The 15,587-nt window shown below is 60.3% G+C and carries 15 protein-coding genes; 2 read left to right on the forward strand and 13 right to left on the reverse strand.

Features of this window, described 5'->3' with window-relative positions; translation table 11 throughout:
• Positions 1 to 28: 28 nt before the first annotated feature.
• The 7 genes from thiO to LVD08_RS21705 are packed head-to-tail and all read right to left on the reverse strand — an operon-like array spanning position 29 to position 6,793.
• The gene (thiO, locus tag LVD08_RS21675; RefSeq protein ID WP_247269223.1) at positions 29 to 1,129 is read right to left on the reverse strand and encodes a glycine oxidase ThiO; all 1,101 of its coding nucleotides are present in this window, start codon (positions 1,127 to 1,129) and stop codon (positions 29 to 31) included.
• A gap of 57 nt (positions 1,130 to 1,186) precedes the next feature.
• On the reverse strand, positions 1,187 to 1,588 hold the full coding sequence (locus LVD08_RS21680; RefSeq protein WP_247269224.1) for a type IV pilin protein: 402 nt from the start codon (positions 1,586 to 1,588) through the stop codon (positions 1,187 to 1,189).
• 15 nt (positions 1,589 to 1,603) lie between these two features.
• A complete protein-coding gene (locus LVD08_RS21685; protein ID WP_247269225.1) occupies positions 1,604 to 4,687 on the reverse strand; it encodes a pilus assembly protein in 3,084 nt (1,027 codons plus the stop codon).
• A complete protein-coding gene (locus LVD08_RS21690) occupies positions 4,674 to 5,153 on the reverse strand; it encodes a pilus assembly PilX family protein (protein WP_247269259.1) in 480 nt (159 codons plus the stop codon). Before LVD08_RS21690 ends, LVD08_RS21685 begins: the two co-directional genes overlap by 14 nt.
• A 10-nt stretch (positions 5,154 to 5,163) precedes the next feature.
• Positions 5,164 to 5,877: a PilW family protein gene (locus tag LVD08_RS21695; RefSeq protein WP_247269226.1), complete on the reverse strand. Its 714-nt coding sequence runs from the start codon at positions 5,875 to 5,877 to the stop codon at positions 5,164 to 5,166.
• Positions 5,874 to 6,323, reverse strand: a complete 450-nt coding sequence (gene pilV, locus LVD08_RS21700) for a type IV pilus modification protein PilV (RefSeq protein WP_027612818.1) — start codon at positions 6,321 to 6,323, stop codon at positions 5,874 to 5,876. The genes LVD08_RS21695 and pilV overlap by 4 nt, the downstream gene beginning before the upstream one ends.
• Positions 6,320 to 6,793: a GspH/FimT family pseudopilin gene (locus LVD08_RS21705; RefSeq protein WP_097089250.1), complete on the reverse strand. Its 474-nt coding sequence runs from the start codon at positions 6,791 to 6,793 to the stop codon at positions 6,320 to 6,322. The genes pilV and LVD08_RS21705 overlap by 4 nt, the downstream gene beginning before the upstream one ends.
• Positions 6,794 to 6,924: 131 nt before the next feature.
• Here LVD08_RS21705 and LVD08_RS21710 point away from each other — a divergent pair, with 131 nt between their 5' ends.
• The gene (locus LVD08_RS21710; RefSeq protein WP_247269227.1) at positions 6,925 to 7,494 is read left to right on the forward strand and encodes a GspH/FimT family pseudopilin; all 570 of its coding nucleotides are present in this window, start codon (positions 6,925 to 6,927) and stop codon (positions 7,492 to 7,494) included.
• On the opposite strand, the gene ispH is transcribed toward LVD08_RS21710, so the two are convergent.
• From ispH to murJ, 6 genes are all read right to left on the reverse strand, one after another.
• On the reverse strand, positions 7,451 to 8,395 hold the full coding sequence (ispH, locus tag LVD08_RS21715; RefSeq protein ID WP_027612821.1) for a 4-hydroxy-3-methylbut-2-enyl diphosphate reductase: 945 nt from the start codon (positions 8,393 to 8,395) through the stop codon (positions 7,451 to 7,453). The genes LVD08_RS21710 and ispH overlap by 44 nt on opposite strands.
• A 188-nt stretch (positions 8,396 to 8,583) precedes the next feature.
• Entirely contained in the window at positions 8,584 to 9,021 is a 438-nt protein-coding gene (gene fkpB / locus LVD08_RS21720; protein WP_210558657.1) for an FKBP-type peptidyl-prolyl cis-trans isomerase, read from the reverse strand.
• 7 nt (positions 9,022 to 9,028) lie between these two features.
• Positions 9,029 to 9,541: a signal peptidase II gene (gene lspA / locus LVD08_RS21725; protein WP_007963824.1), complete on the reverse strand. Its 513-nt coding sequence runs from the start codon at positions 9,539 to 9,541 to the stop codon at positions 9,029 to 9,031.
• On the reverse strand, positions 9,534 to 12,365 hold the full coding sequence (gene ileS, locus LVD08_RS21730; protein WP_247269228.1) for an isoleucine--tRNA ligase: 2,832 nt from the start codon (positions 12,363 to 12,365) through the stop codon (positions 9,534 to 9,536). Before ileS ends, lspA begins: the two co-directional genes overlap by 8 nt.
• 13 nt (positions 12,366 to 12,378) lie before the next feature.
• Positions 12,379 to 13,317, reverse strand: a complete 939-nt coding sequence (gene ribF / locus LVD08_RS21735) for a bifunctional riboflavin kinase/FAD synthetase (RefSeq protein ID WP_003228347.1) — start codon at positions 13,315 to 13,317, stop codon at positions 12,379 to 12,381.
• Between the two features lie 129 nt (positions 13,318 to 13,446).
• Positions 13,447 to 14,985: a murein biosynthesis integral membrane protein MurJ gene (murJ, locus tag LVD08_RS21740; RefSeq protein WP_027612825.1), complete on the reverse strand. Its 1,539-nt coding sequence runs from the start codon at positions 14,983 to 14,985 to the stop codon at positions 13,447 to 13,449.
• 252 nt (positions 14,986 to 15,237) lie between these two features.
• Between murJ and rpsT the strand changes: the two genes are divergently transcribed.
• Positions 15,238 to 15,510 carry a 30S ribosomal protein S20 gene (gene rpsT / locus LVD08_RS21745; RefSeq protein WP_003228351.1) on the forward strand — a complete coding sequence of 91 codons (273 nt, stop codon included), beginning with the start codon at positions 15,238 to 15,240 and terminating at the stop codon, positions 15,508 to 15,510.
• Positions 15,511 to 15,587: the final 77 nt, after the last annotated feature.

The following is a 15,587-nucleotide window of genomic DNA, read 5'->3' on the forward strand; positions in this document are numbered from 1 at the left end:
ATCTGCCAGGCTACAGAGAAATATCTGACTAAATGCGACCTTCAGGCGCATACGGCGCCGGATCGATAATCGGCGCCCGCCCCAGCATCACATCGGCAAACAACTGACATGACGCCGGCGCCAGCACCAGGCCATTGCGGTAATGCCCGCAGTTCAGCCACAACCCCTCAAACCCCGGCACCCGGCCGATATACGGGATTCCCTCAGGCGAGCCCGGGCGCAAACCGGCCCAGTGCCCCACCACTTCGGCCTCCGCCAGCGCCGGCAGCAGCTCGACCGCCGAAGCCTTGAGGCTCTGCAACGCGACATCGGTCGGCGTCTTGTCGTAGCCTTCGTGCTCCAGCGTACTGCCGATCAGAATGTGCCCGTCGCGACGCGGAATCGCATAACGCCCCTTGGCCAGCACCATGCTCGGCAGGAAATCCGCTGCGCACTTGTAGAGAATCATCTGGCCCTTGACCGGCTCCACCGGCAGCGTCAGGTCCAGCGTCTTGAGCAGATCACCGCTCCATGCCCCGGCCGTCAGCACCACCTGAGCGCCACTGATCACGCCTTTGGACGTCTCGACGCCAACCACCCGCTCGCCTTCGCGAACAAACCCGCTGACTTCGCATTGCTCGTGAATCGTCACGTTCGGCAGCGCCAGCAAAGCGGCTTTCAATGATTTGACCAGACGCGGGTTACGCACATTGGCCACATCGGCCATGTAGATCGCCCGGGAGAACCCGCCGCCCAACACCGGCACCGCGTCGTGCGCCGCCGAGATATCCACAGCCCGCAGCGGACGATTTTCCCGCTCGGCCCAAGCCAGCGCCTCGGCTTCATCCTCCAGATCCAGCCAATACAGGCCGGTGGTGTGCACTTCGGGATCAACCCCGGTATCGGCAAACAGCCGCTCGCCCAGCTGTGGATAAAAATCCTGCGACCAATGCGCCAGCGCGGTGACTGCCGGGCTGTAGCGCCACGGGTACAGCGGTGAAACGATACCGCCGCCGGCCCAGGACGATTCCTGGCCGACGTTCGAGCGATCCAGCAGCACCACGCTGCGCACTTCGGAGGCGAGGTTGTAGGCGGTCAGCAGGCCAATCACCCCGCCACCGACAATCACCACTTGCTGTTGCCTGGTCATGTTTGATCCAACCGTAAAAAAGACAGTGGGCGCAAAAGGCGCCCTCAAGAAGGTACCTCAGCGGCCCCAGCAATCCTTGGTGGTCAGCCCGGTGGTAGCGTTGTTCATGCTTCTGACGCCAGTGTTGGTGAGGGTGAAGTCCCCGCACTTGTCGGTGGCCATGGCAGTGCCAGCCTTGCGCGTGGCGGTCAGCAGGAAGGTCTGGTCAGCGATCGTCGGGGTGATGGTGTAGTAATCATTGCCCGTGCTCAGACCGGTGATGCCGGTGTAGACGTTGTTTTTGGTATAGAAGCGTTCGAGGCTCTGCGCCTGCTCCGAGAGCAGTGACACCACTTCGGCACGCCGGCCCTTTTTCAGGTATTCGGTGTAGCTCGGTGCGGCGATGGTGATGATGATCCCGATGATCGCAATCACGATCATGATTTCGATCAGGGTGAAACCTCGGTTGAATTTGCGCATGCCTCAAACTCTCACTTACTGTATTTGTCGCCACATGATACGACGGCTGCCGCCGCCGGATTTTTCCACCAGTGTGGTGACAGTGCCACTGGAATCGTTGACGATCTTGCGCGTCGCGCCATTGACGATGGCGTTCAGGGTCGGAATCCCGCCGGTGAACACCACGCCGCTGGAAATCGTGTCGTTGCTGTCGACCACGCCATCGGCGTTGGTGTCGAGCACCGCGTAGTTGAGCATCTTACCGCTGAACGCATCGAGTTCGACCAGTTTGCCGGTGCCGAAACTGGCACACGGGTCGGTGGTGTCGACACTGGCGGTGGTAAACACGATGCGTCCGAGCACCAGACTGGCCTGATTGATCACCCGCTCGCCGGTCAGTACGTTGTTGTACACCAAGGGCAGGTACCAGCCCTTCTCCCCCGGATAGGTCGTGTCGTTCTGGCTGGTGGTGATGAACTGCCCGGTGCTGCCGGAGAACACCCCGGTCACTGCTTGCGCCTGCAAGCTGCTGACAGTCAACTGGCCGGAACCACCATCGGCGTCCCACACTGAGTAGAACGCCTGCAAATCCTTGTTGGTCTTGTCGGCGGTCTCATTGAATTTGCCGGTGCCGACGAAGATCTGTTTGCCCCCCAGCGAATTGTCCGCCAGCAGCGGCTGCGCGGTGATCGGTTGAGTCGCCCCGCCCGCCGTGGTGAACAGCGGCTTACCGGAAAACGCCACGCCCCAGCTGTCGGTCGACGTCGCGCTCAGATCGAATTTCCACAAGCGACCTTTCAGGTCACCTCCGTAAGCGGCCTGCACCACGTTGGAAGAATTGACCTTGAGCTTCACCGACGACAGGCCATTGGTGGTTTCGGTGCTGTCGATCACGATCTTCTTGATCAACGATCCGTCACGCACATCCAGCACATACAACGCCGCCACCCCGGAGCTGCTGCCATAACCATTGGCAATGAACGCCGCCCAGCGACCATCGGCCAAGCGTGCCACTTCCGGCCGGGCATAGGCGTAACCCAGATCATTGAATGCGTTGGCGGTGTTAGCCGTGGCAGGTGCACTGACTTCCCACAGGGCATTGAGCACATTGCCCGCCGACGCGTCGAACAGTTGCAGCGCATAGAAAGTCTTGCCGCCAGCACCGGTACCGCCGATGGCCAGGGTTTTCCAGGCGCTGTTGATTTGCGCGTCATACACACCGACCTGACCGTCCACCAGAAACTTGTGGCTGACGCCATTGATGTAAGCCGGGTCGGCAATCAGCCGCAGCGACGGCAACACGCTGGACGGCATGTAGGCATAAAGCCGGGTGCCGTTGGCCGAGTTGATCACGTTGACGAAACCGTCGTTGGCATTCACCACCAGATTCGAATTCATGTTCGCCGCTTTGGTGGTCAGGTACGTGGTGTAGGTGGTGTCACCCGAGAGGTCGGAGGCGGTTTTGTCGCTGGGCGAGGCCAGCACCAGCGGCGAGTTGATGATGTCGCCAAGCAACACGCTGCGCACCTTGAGCCCGCTCTTGTTGGTGCCCTTGCTCCACTCCACCAGATCACTGCCGCTGATACCGGTGGGCAGGCTCTGGCTGAGCGTCGTCTGTTGGGCTGCGGAAAAGTTGCCATAGGCCAGGGTGACGGCGGCGTTACTGGAGGTGTTCCACGATTGATAGGTTGGAGCGGTCGCGCCCGGCACGATCGTGGTATCGGTGGTCCACAGGGCTGTCGAAGTATTCACCGCGCCGGCCGAGGTGAAGCCGAAAGACTTGATCGTCCCGCGCCAGTCCTTGGGATCGTAGCTGGTCTGGAAATAACTGGTGCCACTGGCCAGCGTGGTACCGCTGGTGACCCCGCTGCCGCCGGAACCGGCCTTGGAAGTGATGTCGCTCAACGCCGAGGACAGCGCGGTGTTGAGACCGGCGCTGTCGGTGGCTTGGTAATACCTGCCCTGCCCGTAAGCGGCGGCGTCCGACAGCATGTCGTTGTCGGCGGTAAAACCCACGGTGTAGGTGTTCATGTTCTGTTTGGGAAAATCCACGGCATTCCAGCTTTTGCCAGCGGCGTCAGTCCCCGTGGAACGCATGTCGATGTCGAAGGCGAATTTGGCAATGTCATCCAGATACAGCGTGTCACCCTCGTTATCGCCATTGAGGTTGTTGCCGTCATTGTTGATACCGTCCCAGTTCGGCAGGCGGCTGCCACCCAACGGATCATTGGTGGGAAACGTGCGGTCGTAGGTCGGCAAACCGTCGGTGATCACCACGCCGTAGTTCTTTTGGCAGCGGTACTGAATCGGGCTGGTGTAGGTCGTCGGCGTGCTGTTGTAGTACGGCGCCATGCCGCGCATGTAGCGAGTGATTTCATAATAAGTTTCCGCCAGCGGCGTGTTGGCCACGGCGCTCAAACCGTTGATCGAAGAAATCAGCGCGTTGTAGTTGGCGTCGGCCTGCGCCTGGGTCACGCTGCCGGAGACCGGGGACAGGTCGCTGATCGATCGCGCGATATATCCGCCATTGCCCGAATTGTTACTGGTGGCCGGATTGAAGGTCGACAGGCCCATGCGCAAGGTACGGTTGCTGGTGACCAGCGCGGTGGACACATTACGCGCGACGTTGATCCGATAGTCGTTGGGAATTGCCCCGTTGGTGAAGTCGCGGGTGCCGTTGTTGATCGCCAGCCCGACAACGTAGGCGATGTAGTCCCCGGTGTAGCGGGTGTTGCCGCCACCCACGGGATCCGGCAGTTTCAGGCATAGCGGCGCGATACTGTTGTTGTAAAAGGCATAGGCCCCACCGGAACAACCCGAGGTCGGCAGGCTCGAGAGAAACACCGAATCACCAGTGATGGCAGTAGAACTCAGGCACAGTCCGAGCAACGCGTTGCACTGCCGGGCGGGTGTGCGATCGACGCCGGGGTCGAATCCTGGCGCATAAATAATGCTGTTCATGCTGCCGGAATCATCGATCAGCAACATCACGTTGGGCGGCACCGCTGCAGCGCTCAACAGTGGCGAGTCGGACGGCGTGAACGCGTAGGCCGGTGCCGCCAGATACAAGCTCAGCAGCATGCCGGTCAATAACGTCCAGCAGCGCTTAATACTTCGCATAGACGCTCTCCACCACACTGCGCGAAGTACCGACGATGCCGACTGCCGTAACTCGATACAGCGTCGCCGAAGTGTTGCTCGGCACGTTGACCGCCGTCAGGGTGGTGCCAATGTTCTGCACACCATAAAAGCCGTTACCGGCAGCGATCCACGTAACTCCGGAAGTCGAATTGAACCCCGCCGCGCTGACCACAGAAGACTCCGCCGGCGGCGCACATTGCGTGGTACTGGCACACACCGCCAGCGAATAACTGTCGAGTTGCACCGCACTCTCGCCGATGCGCAACGCCGCCTCGGCGGTCTGGAACGACTGATTGCGCAGGCTGACACTGCCGGCCATTTTCTCCTGCAGGTTGGCACTCTGCATCGAGGACAGCCCGATCAAGGTCAGCAGCAACAGAAACACCAGACTGACCAGCAACACCATGCCGCGCTGGGTTTGCCTCTGGTTGAACGTGATCCTCATCATTCCGGCCTCACTGCAAGCGGTTGCGCAAAGCGGCAACCACATTGAAGGTTTGATTGGCCACCCGGTTGTTCGGGTCGGTGAGGGTCAGGCTCAGGCGCACACTGCGGATGCGCGCCGGGTCACTGGGGTTGGCGCTGTAGGAGGACGCCGCGACGTCAGTGGCGGACGTCGCCAGACCGAACATGACGCTGAACGCACTGACATTGTTCACCAGCACCTGTTGGGTCGGGGTACCGCTGCCGGTGCCCATGAGAATCTGGTTGTTGCTGAAGCTGTAGATCAAGCGGCGGATCGAAAAAGCGATCTGCCCGCTCGCTGCCGCCCGCAACCCGGTATAGGCCGTGGCACTGTTGCGGCAATCGGAGACCACCGTCCAGGTCGGCGTGCCACCACTGCCGCCGACATCGGCGGTAACCAGAGTCAGCTTGAGGTTGCTGTTGTCCCAACTGATCGGGGTGACCTGCGCCGCGTTGAAATCCCCTGCCGAACTCGCGTCAGTAATCGTGCCCAGGCAGCCGAACATGCCGACCATGCGCAGTTCCTGAATCATCTTGCTCAATACGAAGCGCGCATCTTCCTGCATCGCTGCAGCGGTGTTCTGACTGACGTAAGTGTTTTTAGCGGCGAGAAACGTCTGCACCACCCCCAGCACGATGATCAGCCCAAGGGCCAGGGCGATAAGCATTTCGATCAGGCCGAAACCACGATTGGAGTGCTTCATGGCGTGGCCACCGGATCGACCGTTGCACGGCTGGTCAGGACGAAACTGCGCGTGGTACCGGTGGCATTCGCGGCCCGTGAGTCATTCCAGTTGATGGTGATGGTGTACACCCGCTGATTGCGGGTGATCGTGCCCGTGGCGGTTGGCCCGCCGAAATTGACGATGTTGGTGGTAAAATCGTAGAGATCCTGATCGCGCGCCACGCTGAGGTTGCCCGAGGTAGGCGGCGTGACGGTGTAATCAGCGGCGGAGTTGGCACGGATGCGGTCCATCATGTCGTAGGCGATGAAGCTGGCCTGACTGGTCATTCGCGAACTGTCAGTGTACTTCAGCGCATTCACTTGAACGGCAGCCGCGCCCAATATCCCGACGGTCAGAATCAGCAACGCGACCAGCACCTCGATCAGCGACATGCCCTCCTGTGCCTGTGTGCTCCCTGCCCTCATCCGCAACTTCCACCCAATTGAATTCGTCCATTCAGACACACGTTCAGCGTCCTGCTTTGCGTGCCCAACACGTAACTGATGACCACCGCTGTCGACGGCGCCGCCAGGCCACCCAGATTATTGAAATCCAGTGCGGTCACTCCTGAGGGTAGCGTCAGAGTCGCGCCGCTGCTCATCGCTGGAACAACCCGCAATACATTGGCCGGTGTGCCAGTACTGTCGTAGACCGACAATTCGCCGGTCCACACGCTGCCGCCGGCGCTCGGGCGCAAGCGCGTGGTCACGCCGCGATCAATCGCCTCCAGCCGGGCATAGTTGATGGCGCGCTGCAGGTCGCCCATTTCGGTGTCGGCCTTGCTGCTCTGGATCGAGCGGGTGAAGCCCGGCACCGCCAGGGTGATGAGGATCACCATCACCGCTACCGCAGCCAACAACTCGGGCAGCGTGAAACCTTTTGTATGATGATCCATCGATGCCCTCCGTTGCCGTCGGCTATACCTGCTTCTACAAACTAGAACATTCAACCGGCCCGCGTCGGTTGATTTGCCCTGCCCGGCGAAAAGGATCGCGCCGGGCTTCATGCTCCACGGAGGGAGTTGTCATGCCGCAACAGGGTTTCAGCCTGCTCGAATTGCTTATGGGACTGGCAATTGGCGCAATTGTTCTGGCGCTGGTCAGTCCGGCGTTCGCCGCCTTCACCGAGTCGACTCAGCGCGACCAGGCGGCGCGGTTACTGGTTGAAGGCATTCGCAACGCCCGCACCCTGGCCATCACCCGCAATCAGAGCGTGGTTATCCATGGCATCAATGGCGACTGGAGTCAGGGCTGGCGGATCATTCTGGATATCAGCGGCAAGGGGCCGCAGGACAGCAGCAATCCGCTGCTGGTGGAACATGCGAGTGACGGGCGGACACCGATTGTCGGTAATTGGGCGGTCAGTCGTTACGTGCGCTTCAGCAGTCTGGGACAACCGCTGATGCCCGGGCGGGCATTTCAGGCAGGGACGTTACATCTCTGCTCGGCACACGAGCCGGTCAGCCAGCGCCAGGTGGTGCTGGCGGCAACCGGTCGGGTGCGCCTGACCAGCGCAAAGGCTGAGCAGGCGCTGTGCCTGAAGGCGAAGAGCGTCAGATCGAACGGACGCGCAGCTCTTTCGGCATCGAGAAGGTGATGTTCTCTTCGCGACCGGCCAGTTCATCGGCACCGGTCGCGCCCCAGGCTTGCAATTGCTGGATCACGCCGCGCACCAGCACTTCCGGCGCGGAAGCACCGGCGGTGATGCCGATGCGCTCGACACCCTCGAACCAGCTCTTCTGCAGGTCTTCGGCGCCGTCGATCAGGTAGGCCGGCGTGGCCATGCGTTCGGCCAGCTCACGCAGGCGGTTGGAGTTGGAGCTGTTCGGGCTGCCCACCACCAACACTACGTCGCACTCGTCTGCCAGTTGCTTCACCGCATCCTGACGGTTTTGCGTGGCGTAGCAGATATCGTCCTTGCGCGGGCCACCGATGGCCGGGAAACGTGTGCGCAGGGCATCGATCACCCGACTGGTGTCGTCCATCGACAGGGTGGTCTGGGTCACGAACGCCAGTTTTTCCGGGTCACGCACTTGCAGTTCAGCGACGTCTTTCTCGTCTTCGACGAGGTAGATCGCGCCGCCATTGCTGGCGTCGTACTGGCCCATGGTGCCTTCGACTTCCGGGTGACCGGCGTGGCCGATCAGGATGCACTCACGGCCGTCGCGGCTGTATTTCGCGACTTCGATGTGCACCTTGGTCACCAGCGGGCAAGTGGCGTCGAAAACTTTCAGGCCACGGCCGGCGGCTTCGCTGCGTACGGCTTGAGAAACGCCGTGGGCACTGAAGATCACGATGACATCGTCCGGCACCTGATCCAGTTCCTCGACGAAAATCGCGCCACGGCTGCGCAGGTCTTCGACCACGAACTTGTTGTGCACCACTTCATGACGCACGTAGATCGGCGGCCCGAAGACTTCCAGGGCGCGGTTGACGATTTCGATCGCCCGGTCCACACCGGCGCAGAAGCCACGGGGGTTGGCGAGTTTGATTTGCATGCTGTGCCTCGTGTCTTGCGCGCGAAATAAATTTACGTCCTGCTGATCGAGCACAATTGCTCAAATCCAGCAAAAATCCAATGTGGGAGCGGGCTTGCTCGCGAAAGCAGTGTGTCAGACAACTTCTATGTTGAATGTCAGTCAGCATTCGCGAGCAAGCCCGCTCCCACCATTGTTCTGCGGTGTACTCAGATCGCTTTGACGCTGATGATCTCGACGTCAAAGGTCAGCGTCTTGCCGGCCAGCGGGTGGTTGAAGTCGATGGTCACTTGCGCGTCATCGAACTCTTTCACCACACCCGGCAGCTCAGTATTGGCCGCATCATTGAAGATCACCAGCAAACCCGGCGACAACTCCATGTCGACGAACTGCGAACGCGGGATGATCTGTACGTTTTGCGGGTTCGGCTGGCCGAAAGCGTTTTCCGGCTCGACGGTCAGCGTACGCTTGTCGCCGGCCTTGAAGCCGAACAATGCCGCTTCGAAACCCGGCAGCAGGTTGCCGTCGCCGACCTTGAAGGTCGCCGGAGCCTTGTCGAACGTGCTGTCGACCGTGTCGCCGTTCTCCAGGCGCAATGCAAAGTGCAAAGTGACTTCCGTGTTCTGGCCGATGCGTTGCTCAGCCAATACCTGTTCAGTCATGAACGGCTTCTCCGGTTTTCTTACTTTTGAACATGTCCAGTGCCAGCATCACCGCACCGACGGTGATGGCGCTGTCGGCAAAGTTGAACGCCGGGAAGTACCAGCGGTTCTGCCAGTGCACCAGAATGAAGTCGATCACATGGCCCAGGGCAATGCGGTCATACAGATTGCCCAGCGCGCCGCCCAGCACCAGCGCCAAAGCGACAGCCAGCCAGGTATCGTTGCGCCCCAGACGCTTGAGCCAGACCACCAGCACCGCACTGACCACAATCGCGATCAGGGCGAACAGCCAGCGCTGCCAGCCGGAGCTGTCAGCCAGGAAGCTGAAGGCCGCGCCGGTGTTGTAGGCCAGCGTCCAGCTGAAGTAATCGGGAATGATCACGATCTGCTGGAACATTTCGAGCTTGCCTTCGAAGTAGAACTTGCTGGCCTGGTCGATGACCAGAACCAGCAAACTCAACCAGAGCCAGCTCAACCGTCCGAAACGGCCAACGGCGTTAGGCATAGTGACGAACCTCGCCGGCGCCGCTGATGTTGTCGACGCAACGACCGCAGATTTCCGGATGCTCCGGGTTCACGCCAACGTCTTCGCGGCAGTGCCAGCAACGGGCGCATTTCGGGAAGGCCGATTTTACGATCTTCAGTTTCAGGCCGCTGACTTCGGTGGCTACCGAGTCCGCAGGTGCCTGAACGAAAGGTGCCACGCTGGCAGTCGAGGTGATCAATACAAAGCGCAGCTCGTTGCTCAGCTTGGCCAGGTCGGCGCTCAGCGCCTCTTCGGCGAACAGCGTCACTTCGGCCTGCAGGTTGCCACCGACGGCTTTGGCCGCACGCTGGATTTCCATCTCTTTGTTGACCGCTACCTTCACTTCCATGATGCGATCCCAGTAGGCGCGACCCAGCTCGAAGCCTTCCGGCAGCTCGGTCAGACCTTCGTACCAGGTGTTGAGCATCACCGATTCGTTGCGCTCGCCCGGCAGGTACTGCCACAGCTCGTCGGCGGTGAACGCCAGGATCGGCGCGATCCAGCGTACCAGCGCTTCGGAGATGTGGAACAGCGCGGTCTGGCACGAGCGACGTGCCTTGCTGTCGGCACCGGTGGTGTACTGGCGATCCTTGATGATGTCGAGATAGAAACCACCCAGCTCCTGCACGCAGAAGTTGTGGATCTTCGAGTAGACGTTCCAGAAACGGTATTCGCCGTAGTGCTCTTGCAATTCGCGTTGCAGCAGCAGCGTGCGATCCACCGCCCAGCGATCCAGTGCGAGCATGCTTTCAGCCGGCAGCAGGTCGGTGGCCGGGTTGAAACCGGTCAGGTTGGAAAGCAGGAAACGCGCGGTGTTACGGATGCGACGATAGGCGTCCGCGCTGCGCTGCAGGATCTGCTCGGACACGGCCATTTCGCCGGAGTAGTCGGTCGACGCAACCCACAGACGCATGATGTCGGCGCCCAGGGTGTCGTTGACTTTCTGCGGCGCAATCACGTTGCCCAGGGATTTGGACATCTTGCGGCCGGACTCATCGACGGTGAAACCGTGGGTCAGCAACTCGCGGTACGGCGCGTGGTTGTCGATGGCGCAACCGGTCAACAGCGACGAGTGGAACCAGCCGCGGTGCTGGTCGGAACCTTCCAGGTACAGGTCGGCGCGCGGGCCGGTTTCGTGACCCATCGGGTGCGAACCGCGCAGCACGTGCCAGTGGGTGGTGCCCGAGTCGAACCACACGTCGAGGGTATCGCTGATCTTGTCGTACAGCGGCGCTTCGTCGCCCAGCAGTTCGGCGGCGTCGAGCTTGAACCAGGCTTCGATGCCTTCGACTTCAACGCGCTTGGCGACTTCTTCCATCAGTTCGACGGTGCGTGGGTGCAACTCGCCGCTTTCCTTGTTCAGGAAGAACGGGATCGGCACGCCCCAGTTGCGCTGACGGGAGATGCACCAGTCCGGACGGTTGGCGATCATCGAGTGCAGGCGCGCCTGGCCCCAGGCCGGAACGAACTTGGTGTCTTCGATGGCTTTGAGCGAGCGCACGCGCAGGGTGTCGCCGCTGACCGGCTCCTTGTCCATGCCGATGAACCACTGCGCGGTGGCGCGGTAGATCAGCGGGGTCTTGTGACGCCAGCAGTGCATGTAGCTGTGTTCGATGACGGTGGTGTGCAGCAGCGCACCGACTTCGGTGAGTTTTTCGACGATGGCCGGGTTGGCCTTCCAGATGAACTGGCCGCCAAAGAACTCCAGCGACGGCACGTACACGCCGTTGCTTTGTACCGGATTGAGGATGTCATCGTTGACCATGCCGTACTTCTTGCAGGTCACGAAGTCGTCCACACCGTAGGCCGGGGCGGAGTGAACCACACCGGTGCCGGCGCCCAGTTCGACGTAGTCGGCCAGGTACACCGGCGACAGGCGGTCGTAGAACGGGTGACGGAAGTTGATCAGTTCCAGCTCTTTACCGGTGGTGGTCGCGATGACCGAGCCTTCAACGCCGTAACGCGACAGGCAGGATTCAACCAGCTCTTCAGCCAGAACCAGCAGCTTGTCGCCGATATCGACCAGGGCGTAATTGAATTCCGGGTGTACGTTCAGCGCCTGGTTGGCCGGAATGGTCCACGGGGTGGTGGTCCAGATCACGATCGAGGCAGGCTTGCTCAGCGACGGCAGACCGAACGCGGCGGCCAGTTTGGCCTCGTCAGCGATCGGGAAAGCCACGTCGATGGTCGAGGACTTCTTGTTCTCGTACTCGACTTCAGCTTCGGCCAGCGCCGAACCACAATCGAAGCACCAGTTCACCGGCTTGAGGCCCTTGAACACGAAACCGCCCTTGACGATTTCGGCGAGGGCGCGGATTTCACCGGCCTCGTTCTTGAAGTCCATGGTCTTGTACGGGTTGGCGAAGTCGCCCAGCACGCCGAGGCGGATGAATTCGCTCTTCTGCCCTTCGATCTGCTCGGTGGCATAGGCACGGCACAGTTCGCGGGTCTTGTCCGCGCCCAGGTTCTTGCCGTGGGTCACTTCAACCTTGTGCTCGATCGGCAGGCCGTGGCAGTCCCAGCCCGGAACATAAGGCGCGTCGAAACCCGACAGGGTCTTCGAGCGGATGATCATGTCCTTGAGAATCTTGTTCAGCGCATGACCGATGTGGATCGTGCCGTTGGCGTACGGAGGGCCGTCGTGCAGGACGAACTTCGGACGATCCTTGCCAATCTCGCGCAACTTTCCGTACAGGCCAATACTGTCCCAGCGCTGCAGGATCTGCGGTTCGCGCTGTGGCAGGCCGGCCTTCATTGGGAAGGCGGTGTCCGGAAGGTTTAGCGTGGCTTTATAGTCGGTCATTTAAGGCTCTTCATTAGCGATGGGCGCTAGGTGCGGCTAGTGCACGGGCGGCGGCGACATCCGCGTTGATCGCCGTTTTCAGTGCCTCCAGGGAGGCGAAACGCTGCTCTTCACGCAGCTTTTGGTGGAAAACCACCGTCAGACGCCGGTCATACAGATCGCCGGCAAAATCCAGTAGATGAACTTCAAGGTGGGCTTTGCCATCACCTTGGACCGTAGGCCGCACGCCGATGTTGGCGACGCCAGGCCAGGTCTTGCCGTCGATGTCCACATCCACCAGGTAAACCCCGGTGAACGGTACGCGACGGCGCTTGAGTTGAATGTTGGCAGTGGGCGTACCCAGTTGCCGGGCCAGTTTCTGACCGTGCAGCACGCGACCGGCGATCCGGTACGGGCGGCCGAGCAGGCGTTCGGCCAAGGCAAAATCGGCGGCGGCCAACGCGTTGCGCACCTGAGTGCTGCTGACGCGAATGCCGTCCAGCTCGACGGTTTGCGCGGCTTCCACGGTAAACCCGTGGACCTGGCCGGCCTGCAGCAGAAAATCGAAATCGCCGAGGCGATCGCAGCCAAAGCGGAAATCGTCGCCGACTTCCAGATGCTGCACGCCGAGACCGTCCACCAGGATGGTATCGACGAATTCACTGGCGCTGAGCTTGCTCAGGCGCTGATTAAAAGCCAGGCACAACACCCGGTCGACGCCTTCGGCGGCCAGCAGCTGCAGCTTGTCACGCAAGCGGGCCAGACGCGCCGGAGCGGTCTCCGGGGCAAAGAATTCCCGTGGCTGCGGCTCGAAAATCACCACGCAGCTGGGTACGCCCAACTCGAGCGCACGCTCACGCAGCCGGGCCAGGATAGCCTGGTGACCACGGTGAACACCGTCAAAGTTGCCAATAGTGGCGACGCAGCCCCGATGCTGGGGGCGCAAGTTGTGGAGGCCTCGAACCAGCTGCATAACGCGCTTCTTGCTCATAAAGTGGTCGATTATAACCACACCCGACGGTCGACGACAGGCAACACCGTAACGCAAAGTGATCGAGCCGACAAAACTGCCGGCCCTTGCCCGGTTATAAAGGCTGAAACCTCAGCTCAACGCCTTGCGATTGAAATCGCGCAGACGGAAACCGAGCAGCAGCAACATACCGAAATACGCCACCACACCAGCAACCACCAGCGCCCCCAGACGCAGAAAGCGCTCCAGCATGTGCCCCTGATCCCAGGCCGGCATGAAATGCATGCCCAGCAGCAATACCGCCGACATCACCGCTACCGCCACTACCAGCTTGAAGCCGAACATGTACCAGCCCGGTTGGGGCTGATACATCTTTTGCTTGCGCAGTTGATAGAACAACAGCCCGGCATTCAGACAGGCACCGGCACTGATCGCCAGCGCCAGCCCGGCGTGAGCCAGCGGGCCGATCAGCATCAGGTTGAACAGCTGTGTGCACACCAGTGTGAAGATTGCGATTTTTACCGGGGTGCGGATGTTCTGTTGCGCGTAAAAGCCCGGCGCCAGCACTTTGATCACGATAATTCCGAGCAGACCGACAGAATAGGCAATCAGCGCACGCTGGGTCATGGACGCATCAAACGCACTGAACTGGCCATACTGGAACAGTGACACGGTCAGCGGCTCGGCGAGAATCCCCAGCGCCAGCGCACACGGCAACACCAGCACGAAGCACAGGCGCAGGCCCCAGTCGAGGATCCGCGAGTATTCGTGACGATCCTTGCTCGCATAAGTCTTGGCCAGCGTAGGCAGCAAAATAGTGCCCAACGCTACGCCGAGCACACCGGACGGCAATTCCATCAAACGGTCGGCGTAATACATCCACGACACCGAACCGGCCACCAGGAACGAGGCGAAAATGGTGTTGATGATCAGCGAAATCTGGCTGACCGAGACACCGATGATCGCCGGCAGCATTTGCTTCATCACTCGCCAGACGCCGCTATCGCGCAGATTCAGGCGCGGCAGCACCAGCATGCCGATCTTTTTCAAGTGCGGCAGTTGGTACAGCAGCTGCGCCAGACCACCGACCAGCACCGCCCAGCCGAGAGCCATGACCGGTGGATCGAAATACGGCGTCAGGAACAGCGAGAACACGATCATGCTGACGTTGAGCAGAGTCGGCACGAAGGCTGGTACCGAAAATCGGTTCCAGGTATTGAGGATCGCCCCGGCCAGCGAGGACAGGGAGATCAGCAATATATAAGGGAACGTCACCCGCAGCAGATCGGAAGTGAGCTGGAATTTTTCCGGCGTATCGGCAAACCCCGGCGCCGTGGCCCAGATCACCCACGGCGCGGCGATCATGCCCAGCGCGGTGACCAATGCCAGCACCAGCGTCAGCAGGCCCGATACATAAGCAATAAAAGTACGGGTCGCCTCTTCACCCTGCTGACTTTTGTATTCCGCCAGAATCGGTACGAAGGCCTGCGAGAACGCGCCCTCGGCGAAGATTCGCCGCAGCAGGTTGGGCAATTTGAAGGCAATGAAGAAGGCGTCCGTGGCCATTCCGGCGCCGAACGTGCGAGCGATGAGCGTGTCACGGACGAACCCGAGAACCCGGGAAAGCATGGTGATAGAGCTGACGGCGGCCAACGATTTGAGCAGATTCATTGAGGGAATGTGTGCCTGTCGATAAACAGCAGGCGAACAATGCGCCTACTTGTGCGATACTCTGCGCCGCAACAGCACAGAGCCAAAGCTCGCGAGTTTACAGGTCAAGCGCCGGAAATAAATATCCCGCCTCTTTACACCTACCACTTAGCGGAACGTTTCAAGCGCCCTTGACAAGACTTCTCTTCATCGGCATGATTCGCGGCCTATTTTGTTTGCTATTTCCTAAAAAGTCTTTCGAGGAGCTCGACGGTGGCCAACTCACCTTCCGCCAAAAAACGTGCAAAACAGGCTGAGAAGCGTCGCAGCCACAACGCCAGCCTGCGTTCCATGGTTCGTACCTACATCAAGAATGTAGTTAAGGCCATCGACGCAAAAGACGCTGAAAAAGCTCAAGCTGCATACGTTCTGGCTGTGCCAGTTATCGACCGTATGGCCGATAAAGGCATCATCCACAAGAACAAGGCTGCTCGTCATAAGAGCCGTCTGAATGGCCACGTCAAGGCACTGAAAGAAGCTGCTTAATCGACGTAGTCATTAAAAAACCGACCTTAGGGTCGGTTTTTTATTGCCTGCGATTTGGTGAATCCCGCACTCAAAAA

Source organism: Pseudomonas sp. YL2 (assembly GCF_023063025.1).
GTDB lineage: Bacteria > Pseudomonadota > Gammaproteobacteria > Pseudomonadales > Pseudomonadaceae > Aquipseudomonas > Aquipseudomonas putida_A.

Excerpts from the sequence above, each read along its gene's own strand:
- LVD08_RS21685 (WP_247269225.1), bottom strand. The coding sequence starts at position 4,687 with ATGCGAAGTATTAAGCGCTGCTGGACGTTATTGACCGGCATGCTGCTG.
- LVD08_RS21690 (WP_247269259.1), bottom strand. The coding sequence starts at position 5,153 with ATGAGGATCACGTTCAACCAGAGGCAAACCCAGCGCGGCATGGTGTTG.
- lspA (WP_007963824.1), bottom strand. The coding sequence starts at position 9,541 with ATGCCTAACGCCGTTGGCCGTTTCGGACGGTTGAGCTGGCTCTGGTTG.
- ribF (WP_003228347.1), bottom strand. The coding sequence starts at position 13,317 with ATGCAGCTGGTTCGAGGCCTCCACAACTTGCGCCCCCAGCATCGGGGC.
- pilV (WP_027612818.1), bottom strand. The coding sequence starts at position 6,323 with ATGAGGGCAGGGAGCACACAGGCACAGGAGGGCATGTCGCTGATCGAG.
- LVD08_RS21695 (WP_247269226.1), bottom strand. The coding sequence starts at position 5,877 with ATGAAGCACTCCAATCGTGGTTTCGGCCTGATCGAAATGCTTATCGCC.
- ispH (WP_027612821.1), bottom strand. The coding sequence starts at position 8,395 with ATGCAAATCAAACTCGCCAACCCCCGTGGCTTCTGCGCCGGTGTGGAC.
- murJ (WP_027612825.1), bottom strand. The coding sequence starts at position 14,985 with ATGAATCTGCTCAAATCGTTGGCCGCCGTCAGCTCTATCACCATGCTT.
- LVD08_RS21705 (WP_097089250.1), bottom strand. The coding sequence starts at position 6,793 with ATGGATCATCATACAAAAGGTTTCACGCTGCCCGAGTTGTTGGCTGCG.
- ileS (WP_247269228.1), bottom strand. The coding sequence starts at position 12,365 with ATGACCGACTATAAAGCCACGCTAAACCTTCCGGACACCGCCTTCCCA.
- thiO (WP_247269223.1), bottom strand. The coding sequence starts at position 1,129 with ATGACCAGGCAACAGCAAGTGGTGATTGTCGGTGGCGGGGTGATTGGC.
- LVD08_RS21710 (WP_247269227.1), top strand. The coding sequence starts at position 6,925 with ATGCCGCAACAGGGTTTCAGCCTGCTCGAATTGCTTATGGGACTGGCA.
- LVD08_RS21680 (WP_247269224.1), bottom strand. The coding sequence starts at position 1,588 with ATGCGCAAATTCAACCGAGGTTTCACCCTGATCGAAATCATGATCGTG.